The following is an 11,213-nucleotide window of genomic DNA, read 5'->3' as shown; positions in this document are numbered from 1 at the left end:
ATTATTTTTTTCAGGTAGCGAAAATACAATTATCTGTTAAATAATAAAATTTTCGACCTAAGATTTTTGATTATGTTATATTATTTATTTTTAGAACCTTGTTGTTGTTCTTCTTTTAATTTCTTTAAAAAACGTAATCTAAAGAAAAACATAAATATACCAACCGCCGCAAAGGCAACAGATAAAATATAATTTTGGTCGGTTAAGTATTTATCAACCGCATCATATATAAATAATACGGCAAGTACTAAATATACGTAAGGTATAATTTGGGCTACTTTGATCATAAATTGGTATTTTGTGTGTTTAGGTATTCACCAGAATTTTTCTGGGTATTAAATATTTTAAAATCTTTACTAAAATCTATTCCTGGTCCTTGAATGTAATTTCCTGTTTCATCAATAAAAGTAAAATGCTTTTCGGTATAAAACCATTCTCTTTTTTGATCGTAAAACAACTGATCGGTTAATAATTTCTTTCCGTCATGCGTTGTAATAACTACGCTATCTAGCAATTCAATCAATTCATTTTTAGAATGCGATATTGCGTATTTAGAGGTTACGTAGTTTTCTTTATTATCGCTATCAAAAACAGTTAAATCTATTCCTTCAGGAAATTCTGAAAACGGAAACTTTGCGTTAGAATAATCTAACATTAACGGGCTAATTAAAATGGCACGTACCGCTCCTGAATCCGTATATTTTAAATGTATATTTTCGGCTTCGGTTTGCGGTTCAAAAGTTGTGGCATTTAATTGCTGTATCTCTTTAAAATCGTTAGTACATGAAAAAAACACAGTCATAGCGCTAGCCATGACTAAAATGTTTTTGATTTGTGTAAAAGGAAAATTCACTATTAGTTGTATTTAACTTTTTGGAACCATCTGTCGTTAAATGATAAACCTAGGGTTATCATAAAATAATTTTCTTTAATTAATCCGGCTGATTGTGTACCGCGCGTTCCGTATTCAAAACCTAAGTTTAGGTTAGAAAAACTTAATCCTAAAGGTAAACCTAAACCAGCAGAAACTGCAAAATCATTAATTTTTTGATTGTTAAGTTCCATTCCAGTATCTTCATAACGAATACCAGCACGGTAGGTTACACGACTAAAATAGCTATTAAAAGAATTGTACTTAGGCACATAATAGCCACCTAAAGTAAAACGGCTTGAATTGTTGTATTTTAAATTAGATAACGAAACACCATCAACAATTCCTTTTGAATCAGAAAAAGTTGCTTGCGCGCCAATCATCCATTTGCGGATTAACCCGAAAGAAGTACCAACACTATAAGTTGCAGGTAATTTAAATTTGCTATCTGGCACATCAATACGACGTTCTTCAATTAAAAATTCACTTAAATCGTTACCTAAAATTACTGTACCAATATTACGTACATGCGTTGATGTTAAGTTAGATTGCGGCGTAAAAGTTGCGCTTGAGTGAAAATCGTATTTTTTAATTTTTGTTTGATACATTGCCCCAACATTAAATGCTACCCCACGGTTTTCGTTTACGTTTGTAGAGCGGCTTAAATATTGCACGCCTTGCGTAGCCAATAATGTTTTGGTATCTGCACTACCAAAGTAATATTGTGCATCTGCACCAACACTAAGTTCTTTTGTTATTTTGTAACCAAAACCAACATAAACTTTATTTAACCCACCTGATCCAGAATATTGCACAGATTGCGCTAATCCGTCAAAAACGCCTTGATTCTGAATTTTATATCCAACCGATGTTACCGGCATTAAGCCAAAACTAACCCCAGATTTTTTAGTAATAGGTAACCCAATAGCTAAATAATCTAATGCTGTGCGGTTAATACTTTCTTTTCCTTGATCCGATTGTAAGCTGTAACTTTTATTACTACCTCCAAAAGAAAACGTAGTAAGCGCAAGATCGGCGTACGAAGCAGGATTGTTTAAATTTAAGTGAATACTATCTCCAATAACGCTTAAACCACCCATGGCTCTGTGTTCGTTTGTTCCGATAAATTTTTGATCTCCTAAACCAAAAAATGAATAAGGCGATCCGGCATCTGTTTGTGCTAAGGCAACCGTTGAAAATAGGATGCTTGCGCTAAAAATTATTTTTTTAATCATTGAGTTGTTGCTATATAATCGTGTAATTTTTTTAAACTATCGGTTAAAAAGTTTGGGGTAACAAATATGTTGCTTTTTATTTTTTTAGACAACACCTCACAATCACCGCCAGTTAAAATTACGGCTAAATTAGTAAAATGTTTTTCATAATCGGCTATAAATCCATTAATTTCATTCACAAAACCATTAAAAACCCCGCTCTGTATAGATTGGTTTGTGGTGTTTCCTATTAAATAATCAGGTTCTTCAAACGACAACAAAGGTAATTTAGCCGTAAAATGAGCTAAAGCTTGGTAACGCATTTGTAATCCGGGCGATATAGCACCACCTTTATAATGGTTATCAGCCGTAATAAAATCATAGGTAATACAAGTCCCTAAATCAATCACCAATCTATTTTGGTTTGGATAATCTAAAACTGCACCAGCCGCTAAAACAATACGATCAACACCTAAAGTTGCAGGCGTAGCGTAATCGTTTACAAAAGGTAATGCTGATTGATAGGTTACCTGAGTAAAAGCAGTGTGCTTTTTCAGAAATTCAATCACTTTTAGATCTAAATTTCCGACAGAAGAAAGAATAACGTGGCTGATTGTAGCATTTTGTTTAAAAAAAATTAAAAAATTTTCATAAAAATTATCATGCAATAAGGCTTGTTGTGAAATCAACTCATTATCCTCATATACAAATAGTTTGACACGTGTATTTCCAACATCAATAACTAACAACATAATTCAAAATTAGGTAACTCAAAGATATAAATAGATTTTTTTATTTCGGTATGTTTGTAGAAATGAAATTTCGTACTATATTTGCACTCGCATTAACAAAGTAGTTGTGCAAAACTTACTGGTACCTTAGCTCAGTTGGTAGAGCAACGGACTGAAAATCCGTGTGTCCCTGGTTCGATTCCTGGAGGTACCACTTTTTTTGAAACAAACCTATTACTGGTACCTTAGCTCAGTTGGTAGAGCAACGGACTGAAAATCCGTGTGTCCCTGGTTCGATTCCTGGAGGTACCACTTTTTTTTGAAACAAACCTATTACTGGTACCTTAGCTCAGTTGGTAGAGCAACGGACTGAAAATCCGTGTGTCCCTGGTTCGATTCCTGGAGGTACCACTTTTTTTTGAAATAAACCTATTACTGGTACCTTAGCTCAGTTGGTAGAGCAACGGACTGAAAATCCGTGTGTCCCTGGTTCGATTCCTGGAGGTACCACATAAAGCCCAAACTTTTGTTTGGGCTTTTTTTGCGTTAGTATTTTGATACATAAAAAATATTAGTAACTTGCTAGGATATAAAATTCTCACTAACACAAATTAAAAAGATGAACACAAAAAGTATCATTATTTTAACTACCGTTGGATTAGGAGCTGTTTCTTGCGGAACGCAAAAAGAAACAGAAAAGAAAACTGCTGAAACCAACCCGTTATTAGCAGATTGGAACACACCGTACCAAGTTCCACCTTTTCACTTAATCCAAAACAGTCATTTTGAACCAGCTATTTTAAAAGGTTTAGATGATCAGGTTGTAGAAATCGAAACTATTACTGCTAATCCAGAAGAAGCAACTTTTGAAAACACTATTGTTGCTTTAGAAAATTCTGGTAAAGATTTAAAACGCGTTTCTTCTGTGTTTTACAACTTAACAAGTGCAAACACAAATCAGGAATTACAAGATTTGTCTAAAAAGTTAGCACCAACCATGTCTAAACACAACGACAAAATTTACATGAACGACGATTTGTTTGAACGTGTAGAAACGGTTTGGAACAACAAAGGACAAAGAGAATACACATCTGAAGAAGCTGTTTTATTAGAAAGAACTTACAATGCATTTGTAAGAAACGGTGCGAAATTAAACGCTGCCGATCGCGCAAAATTATCAGAAATCAATTCTAAACTTTCATTACTAAGCTTACAATACGGAAGCAATTTATTAAAAGAAGTTAACGGATATAAACTAGAAGTTACTAACGTAAACGATTTAAAAGGTTTATCTCCAGAATTAATTGAAGAAGCAAGATTAACAGGAATTGCAAACAACAAACCAGGTACATACATTTTTACCTTACAAAACCCAAGCGTAATTCCGTTTTTACAATTTGCTGACAACCGCGAATTAAGAAAAGAAATTTGGACTGCTTTTCAAAACAAAGGAAACAACAATAACGAATTCGATAACAAAAAAATCGCTATCGAAATTGCAAACCTACGTTTAGAAAAAGCTAAAATCTTAGGTTACGATTCGCACGCTGCTTATGCCCTAGAAAACACAATGGCTAAAAACGCAACAAACGTAAACAATTTATTAAATGAATTGTGGACGCCAGCGTTAACAAAAGCAGGTGAAGAATTAAAAGATATTCAAGAACTAGCTGCAAAAGACGGTATTAAAACTGTTGAGCCATGGGATTGGAGATATTACACCGAAAAAATCAGAAAAGCAAAATACGATTTATCTGAAGAAGAATTAAAACCGTATTTCAGCATCGAAAGCGTACGTCAAGGAATTTTTAACGTAACCAACAACTTATTTGGTTTAACGTACAAAGAAAACAAAAATATTCCGGTTTACCACAAAGATGCAACTGCTTGGGAAGTTTACGAAAAAAATGGTGATTTAGTTGGGATTTTATATATGGATTTCCACCCGCGAATCAAAACGCAGCGGTGCTTGGATGACATCATACCGCGCGCAATACATTAAAGATGGTAAACGTGAAATTCCAGTAATTTCTATTGTTTGTAACTTTACAAAACCATCGGGTGATGCTCCAGCATTATTAACAACAGATGAAGTAACAACATTTTTCCACGAGTTTGGGCACGCGTTACACGGATTATTATCTAACGTAAACTACCAAAGTATTGCAGGAACAAGCGTTTCACGCGATTTTGTTGAGCTACCATCTCAAGTTATGGAAAACTGGGCTTTAGAACCAGAAGTTTTAAAAACGTATGCAAAACATTACAAAACAGGCGAAGTTATTTCTGACGAATTAATCACTAAAATTCAAAACACAGGAACTTTTGATCAAGGATTCCAAACGGTAGAATATTTAGCTGCTTCTAAATTAGATATGGATTATCACACAACAAAACAACCTATTGTTGTTGATGCTGAAACATTCGAAGCACAATCTACTAAAAACATGAATTTAATGGATGAAATTATTCCTCGTTACAAATCAACCTATTTCAGCCATATTTTCTCAGGCGGATATTCAGCAGGATATTACAGCTACATTTGGTCAGGAGTTTTAGATACGGATGCATTTGAAGCGTTTGTTGAAACGGGAGATTTATTCAACCCAGAAAAAGCAAAACTTTTCCGCGAAAACGTATTAGAAAAAGGCGGAAGTGAAGATTCAATGGAATTGTACAAAAAATTCCGTGGTTTCGAACCTAAAACAGACGCATTACGTAAAAAACGTGGTTTAAAATAAGAATTACCAAAAAGGATTTCAGCAATTGAAATCCTTTTTTTATTTTTAATAAAAACCTACGCATGAAAAACCTACAAACGCAAACCGAAGCGCTCGATTTTTTAAATCATTTTAATTTACTAGCCAATCAAGTGGTTGAAGGTTTTATTTCGGGTATTCATAAAAGTCCGTTTCATGGCTTTTCGTCCGAATTTGCAGAGCACAAAATATACAACCCCGGCGAAAGCACTAAAAATATAGATTGGAAAGTTTACGCCAAAACCGACAAATTATATGTAAAAACTTACGATGACGAAACCAATTTAAGATGCCATATCATTTTTGATAATTCTTCATCCATGCATTATCCTAAAACAAATGCAAACCAAGTATTTCCGGCCAACAAAATTCAGTACGCAGCCTTAATGGCAGCAGCTTTATTAAAATTGATTAAAAAACAACGTGATGCAGCCGGCTTAACCATTTTTAGTGATAAAATAGATTTTACAACAAAAGAACAAGGCAACGAAAGGCATCATAATCTTTTAATAGAACAATTAAATCTAGTTTGCTTTTCAACTCCTAAAAAAGCTCAAACCAATATTGCAGAAACATTACATTTAATTGCCGAAAAAATTCACAAACGCAGCTTAATAATTATTTTTAGTGATATGTTTAGCGCAAATACACAAACACAAGCTTTACTGCAAGCATTACAACATTTAAAACACAACAAACACAAGGTAGTTTTATTTCACGTTTTAGATAAAAAAACAGAAATGGATTTTAATTTTGAGGCCGAAGCAAAAAAATTTGTTGATTTAGAAACTGGAGAAGTTATAAATATTCATACCGATCTGCTGCAAGAAACGTACAAAACCCTAGCACAAAAACAGGTGCAAAAAACAATAGAATTATGTAAACAATATCAAATAGATTACATAATGAGCGATATAAATGAAAATATGCAAAAAAACTTAGTTACGTATCTTATTGAAAAACAAAAATTTAAATAAAATTACATTTTATTTACACAAAAAAAACACATTTTGTTTGGTAGTTTCATTTTCGGGCGTATCTTTGCATTCGGCTTTTATCCCAACGGATATAAGTTTTACACGTTGGTTTGGTAGTTCAGTTGGTTAGAATACATGCCTGTCACGCATGGGGTCGCGGGTTCGAGTCCCGTCCAGACCGCAACAAGGATCAAGAATCTAAACAATTCTTTTGTCTTAAAATATTTAAAATTAGTTGTGTTGTTTAGGCACGTTGGTGCCAAAAGGTTTAGTAGTTAGACCAATGAAAAGCTTTCCATTTCTAAATTGGAGAGCTTTTTTGATTTTTATAGGTTTCGTAGCGGTTATTTACTAGGTAAAACAGCTATTTAAAAAGAAATAATAAAACATACAAACTAAGAATCAAACACTTATAAAAAACTTTACAAACAAAGTAAAAAAATGTTTTTAGAGTTGAAAAAACTTACTATATTTGCACCGCAATCAGATTAAGGGTTTGGTAGTTCAGTTGGTTAGAATACATGCCTGTCACGCATGGGGTCGCGGGTTCGAGTCCCGTCCAGACCGCTAAATCTTTTCTAAGATTAAACGGTTATCTGATTGCAAATTGGTTTGGTAGTTCAGTTGGTTAGAATACATGCCTGTCACGCATGGGGTCGCGGGTTCGAGTCCCGTCCAGACCGCAAGCTAAGCTTGCTTAAATTTTATTGTAAACCTTTGGTTTGGTAGTTCAGTTGGTTAGAATACATGCCTGTCACGCATGGGGTCGCGGGTTCGAGTCCCGTCCAGACCGCTAAATTTTAAGCAAGTTACATTATTTTATATTTTTTTACTGGTTTGGTAGTTCAGTTGGTTAGAATACATGCCTGTCACGCATGGGGTCGCGGGTTCGAGTCCCGTCCAGACCGCACAGTAAAACAAAAAAGCTTTGATTTGGTTCAAAGCTTTTTTTATTTGTATCTATTTAAAACCAGATGCTTCGGTAACTAATAACCAGGTAAACAAAATACCCCAAAAAGCACATGGTAAAAACAAACTTCATAAAGGTTGACGCTAAAAAACCTAAAAAAGAACCAGATGCTGCTTTAAGCGAATGTGTAATTCCCTTTTTATCAAACAACAATTCTCCCAATAAAGCACCTACAAAAGGGCCAATAATAAAACCAAAAGGAATGGGTGCAAAAATTCCAACAACCAATCCAATATTAGTACCCCAAATACCGTGTTTAGAACCACCAAAACGCTTAGTGCCTTGTGCAGGGATGGTATAATCTAAAACAGTGATAACAAGCGTTAAAAACAAGCTGATAAATACAACATAATAATTAAACGGAACTTCTGGAATGCTATAAAAAACCAAAATACCTAACCACGATAAAGGCGGACCAGGCAAAGCCGGTAATAAACTGCCAGCTATTCCTGCCAACATTAAAACCAAAGAAATTGTTAATAGTATATAATCCATTAAATAATATATTTTGTATATTTAGTAAAACTTAATCAATCTATGAAATATCTAATTTATGCATTTTGTTTGGGGGTAACAACAACTTCATGTAATGAGTTTTTAAAAAAGAGCCCAGATGCAAATGATTTATATAACGAAGAAATTTCTAAAATTAATTGGAATGAAGTAGATGAACCTGCAGGTTTAGTGCTTTGTGATAGCCTTTTTACTGAAGATGCGAAAACAAATTGCTTACAAGAAACCCTGCAAAGCCAACTGCAAACCAACTTAAATAGTCAAACCATTAAAACGATTGATTTAAACGTAAATGAAATTTGGTTGGCCTTAACCATTAACCCAGATTCAAGCTACAGCGTTATAACCGACGTTACCACAATTTCGAACGCTGAAACGCGACAAAACATTACAACAGCCGTAAATCAGTTAATAACTGAATTACCTGCGGCATATCCCGCAATTAAAAGAGGAATTCCGGTTAGAACCCAGATTAACATCCCAATTACTTTTGTTAAGGAATAATTATTTCCAACGTGGCGTAAAAAAAAGCATACGTAAGGTTACTAACAAGGTAAAAAACGGATAAAGTAAAAATGAAATGGGAAAATAACGTAAACTTACCCATTCGGTATGTTTTTTAAAACATGTAAGCAACGCAAGTTCACAAACAAACTTAATAGTTAGTAACAACAAACTAATTGCAAAATAGCTCGGAATAAATAAAGCAACCAATAAAAAAATAACGCTAAAATTAGCAAGCAAGGTAATAATGCCTAAAACTTTAGGATAAGCACTTTGATAAGCCGTAGCTTTTGCTCCCCAACGGGCACGTTGTTTTACTAAAGCACTCCAACTTAAAACAGGTTCTGTTATTATCGTAGCATCCTGATGTAAAAGATACCCCACGCAGTTTGATTTGTACTGCAATGCTTTTTGCAGCAAAAAAACATCATCTCCGCTTGCAATATGATTTACCCCATCATAACCCTTCACTTTTGCAAAAAACTGCTTTGTAAAAGCCAAATTTGCACCATTACACATAAAAGTTTCATCAATAAAACAACTGCCTAAAGTTACTGCTTGCAACGAAGCAAAATCTAAAGCTTGATATTGAAATAAAAATTTGTGGGATGGTTCCACCCCTACTCCACCAATAATAAAAGATTGTTCAGAATTTTGAAAAACATAAGCAGCATAACAAGCTAAAAAGTTAGCAGGTAAAATGCAATCGGCATCCGTAGTAATAATCCAATCGTTTTTGGCTACAGAAACTGCACGCGATATAGCATCTTTTTTAGAAGATTTACTTACTACAACATTGGTTAATATGGTAGTTTGAATAAATGGGTTTGCTAACCGCCAATCAGCAATTACTTGTACAGATGCATCGGTACTTGCATCATCTACTAAAATAATTTCAAAATTGTTTTTATCGTAATTTAAGTTTGTTATAGAAGCAAGCAAATGCGGTAAATTGTTAGCTTCATTTTTAAAAGGAATAACAATAGTAAATTTTATAGCAACTTCGGGAAAAGTTGAATATGCAAACTTTTTAGCTTTTAAAACACCATAAATTAATAGCCCCAGCTGAATGCTATAATAAACCAGTACAACTGCTATAAAATAAACAACTATTTCCATTGCGGTTTGTATTTAAAAACAAAAATGCTACCAATGCTTACCGGTAAAACAATATTTAAAAACCAAATAATGGTAGTAATAAAAATAACAATCCAATCGTTCACGCCAATAATGCCTAACATAAAAACAGCAACGCTGCCTTTTACAGCAAAATCAAAAATTTGAAAGGTTGGTAACGATGAAGATAACAAATAAACGCTTGTTATAGCCGACATTAATAACAAATAAGGCACCTCTACATCAAACACACGGTACAATATAAAATATTGATGCGAAAAACAGGCATAACGACATAAAGCTAAAAATATATTTTTGCGATGAATACGTTTAGGTATTTCATTAATTTTTTGAAACAACATTTGTAAAGAATAACCACGTACGGTAATTTGTTTGGTAAACAAAATAATTCCTATTAGTAAGGATAACATACAAAAGCCAATAAAAATTTTGTCCCAACCAATAATTTTATAATGTGCATTTAAATATAACAACCCAGCAAAACCAATAGTTATGCTTAAAACCATCTGAATTCCGTTGCAAATCAAGTTTAAAAAAATAACGCGTCCCGAATCTTTTTTATCGTAATAAAGCGCTTTGCCCGCATATTCGCCAATGCCATTCGGCGTAAAAATAGCAACCGTAATAGCAGACAAAACTTGTTGCGTAGCTTGCCAAACGGTTATTTTTTTTACCAACTGAATTAAATTTTGCCATTTTAAAATCTCTAAAAATCGATTTAAAAAAGTAAGCACCAACAACAAAGCAATTACTCCAAACGATTGTTTGGCAACAACTATTTTTTTAAATTCATTCCAATCAATTTGCTCGTTATACATCAATTGGTTGTATATAAAATAAAACGCCCCGACAACAATAACGATTTTTGCTATTAGAACTAATAAATGCTTAATTTTGGGAGATAAAAATGTCATGATGCAAAGATGCAATTTTTTGAGTTATCTCACATCGCATCATCAATTAAAACAATTATTTTGGCAAACGAACGCATTATTTTAGGAATTGATCCCGGAACAACCATTATGGGTTTTGGGTTAATTAAAGTGATTAATAACAAAATGGAATTTTTGCAACTTAACGAGCTGCAACTTTCTAAATACGACAATCACTACAAACGTTTGCAAATTATTTTTAACCGAACCATTGAACTAATTGACACATACAACCCCGACGAAATTGCTATTGAAGCACCATTTTTTGGTAAAAATGTACAATCTATGTTAAAATTAGGGCGTGCTCAGGGCGTAGCTATGGCTGCCGGATTATCGCGCGATATTCCGATTACCGAGTACGAACCCAAAAAAATAAAAATGGCCATTACCGGTAACGGTAATGCCAGCAAAGAACAAGTTGCCAAAATGTTGCAACAATTGTTAACCGGTTTAAAAGAACTACCCAAAAACCTAGATTCAACCGATGGCTTAGCTGCAGCAGTTTGCCATTATTTTAATACTGGTAAAACCCAAGTAGTAGGCAAATCGTATTCCGGTTGGGCATCGTTTGTAAGTCAAAACCAAGAACGCGTAAAAAAATAAAT

Annotated in this window: 10 protein-coding genes, 9 tRNA genes and 1 pseudogene; 13 read left to right on the top strand and 7 right to left on the bottom strand. The window is 33.8% G+C overall.

Annotated elements, in window-relative coordinates:
* Window positions 1–80: 80 nt before the first annotated feature.
* From K5I29_RS12975 to K5I29_RS12960, 4 genes are read right to left on the bottom strand one after another with little or no spacing between them, the layout of a single operon-like run.
* A complete protein-coding gene (locus tag K5I29_RS12975) occupies window positions 81–287 on the bottom strand; it encodes a hypothetical protein (protein WP_264433778.1) in 207 nt (68 codons plus the stop codon).
* Window positions 284–814 carry an LPS export ABC transporter periplasmic protein LptC gene (gene lptC, locus K5I29_RS12970; RefSeq protein WP_264433776.1) on the bottom strand — a complete coding sequence of 177 codons (531 nt, stop codon included), beginning with the start codon at window positions 812–814 and terminating at the stop codon, window positions 284–286. The genes K5I29_RS12975 and lptC overlap by 4 nt, the downstream gene beginning before the upstream one ends.
* A 41-nt stretch (window positions 815–855) precedes the next feature.
* Window positions 856–2,106, bottom strand: a complete 1,251-nt coding sequence (locus tag K5I29_RS12965) for a hypothetical protein (protein WP_264433775.1) — start codon at window positions 2,104–2,106, stop codon at window positions 856–858.
* Entirely contained in the window at window positions 2,103–2,837 is a 735-nt protein-coding gene (locus K5I29_RS12960; protein ID WP_264433773.1) for a type III pantothenate kinase, read from the bottom strand. The genes K5I29_RS12965 and K5I29_RS12960 overlap by 4 nt, the downstream gene beginning before the upstream one ends.
* Before the next feature lie 120 nt (window positions 2,838–2,957).
* Between K5I29_RS12960 and K5I29_RS12955 the strand changes: the two genes are divergently transcribed.
* From K5I29_RS12955 to K5I29_RS12900, 11 genes and pseudogenes are all read left to right on the top strand, one after another.
* Window positions 2,958–3,030 (top strand) — tRNA-Phe (locus K5I29_RS12955).
* Window positions 3,031–3,055: 25 nt separating this feature from the next.
* Window positions 3,056–3,128 (top strand) — tRNA-Phe (locus K5I29_RS12950).
* A 26-nt stretch (window positions 3,129–3,154) separates the two neighbouring features.
* Window positions 3,155–3,227: transfer RNA gene (locus K5I29_RS12945), tRNA-Phe, on the top strand.
* 26 nt (window positions 3,228–3,253) lie between these two features.
* Window positions 3,254–3,326 (top strand) — tRNA-Phe (locus K5I29_RS12940).
* Window positions 3,327–3,435: 109 nt separating this feature from the next.
* A pseudogene (locus K5I29_RS12935) lies at window positions 3,436–5,557 on the top strand (M3 family metallopeptidase).
* Between the two features lie 62 nt (window positions 5,558–5,619).
* On the top strand, window positions 5,620–6,552 hold the full coding sequence (locus K5I29_RS12925; protein WP_264433767.1) for a DUF58 domain-containing protein: 933 nt from the start codon (window positions 5,620–5,622) through the stop codon (window positions 6,550–6,552).
* Window positions 6,553–6,659: 107 nt separating this feature from the next.
* Window positions 6,660–6,733, top strand: a tRNA-Asp gene (locus tag K5I29_RS12920).
* A 312-nt stretch (window positions 6,734–7,045) separates the two neighbouring features.
* Window positions 7,046–7,119 (top strand) — tRNA-Asp (locus tag K5I29_RS12915).
* A gap of 42 nt (window positions 7,120–7,161) precedes the next feature.
* A tRNA-Asp gene (locus K5I29_RS12910) sits at window positions 7,162–7,235 on the top strand.
* Window positions 7,236–7,271: 36 nt separating this feature from the next.
* Window positions 7,272–7,345: transfer RNA gene (locus K5I29_RS12905), tRNA-Asp, on the top strand.
* A 41-nt stretch (window positions 7,346–7,386) separates the two neighbouring features.
* Window positions 7,387–7,460: transfer RNA gene (locus K5I29_RS12900), tRNA-Asp, on the top strand.
* A gap of 56 nt (window positions 7,461–7,516) precedes the next feature.
* Here the strand turns inward: K5I29_RS12900 and K5I29_RS12895 are convergent.
* Window positions 7,517–8,017 (bottom strand): DUF456 domain-containing protein, encoded by a 501-nt coding sequence (locus K5I29_RS12895; RefSeq protein ID WP_264433765.1) that lies wholly within the window; start codon window positions 8,015–8,017, stop codon window positions 7,517–7,519.
* A gap of 42 nt (window positions 8,018–8,059) precedes the next feature.
* On the opposite strand from K5I29_RS12895, the gene K5I29_RS12890 reads away from it, so the two are divergent.
* Entirely contained in the window at window positions 8,060–8,539 is a 480-nt protein-coding gene (locus K5I29_RS12890) for a hypothetical protein (protein ID WP_264433764.1), read from the top strand.
* On the opposite strand, the gene K5I29_RS12885 is transcribed toward K5I29_RS12890, so the two are convergent.
* Together K5I29_RS12885 and K5I29_RS12880 are read right to left on the bottom strand one after the other, a co-directional pair.
* Complete coding sequence (locus K5I29_RS12885; protein ID WP_264433762.1) at window positions 8,540–9,658, bottom strand: glycosyltransferase; 1,119 nt, start codon at window positions 9,656–9,658, stop codon at window positions 8,540–8,542. It lies immediately after the preceding gene.
* On the bottom strand, window positions 9,649–10,590 hold the full coding sequence (locus tag K5I29_RS12880) for a hypothetical protein (protein ID WP_264433761.1): 942 nt from the start codon (window positions 10,588–10,590) through the stop codon (window positions 9,649–9,651). The genes K5I29_RS12885 and K5I29_RS12880 overlap by 10 nt, the downstream gene beginning before the upstream one ends.
* A 60-nt stretch (window positions 10,591–10,650) precedes the next feature.
* Between K5I29_RS12880 and ruvC the strand changes: the two genes are divergently transcribed.
* A complete protein-coding gene (gene ruvC, locus K5I29_RS12875) occupies window positions 10,651–11,211 on the top strand; it encodes a crossover junction endodeoxyribonuclease RuvC (protein WP_264435201.1) in 561 nt (186 codons plus the stop codon).
* Window positions 11,212–11,213 lie beyond the last annotated feature (2 nt).

It is taken from the genome of Flavobacterium agricola, assembly GCF_025919725.1.
Taxonomy (GTDB): Bacteria; Bacteroidota; Bacteroidia; order Flavobacteriales; family Flavobacteriaceae; genus Flavobacterium; species Flavobacterium agricola.
This window is presented reverse-complemented; position numbering and strand designations above follow the sequence as displayed.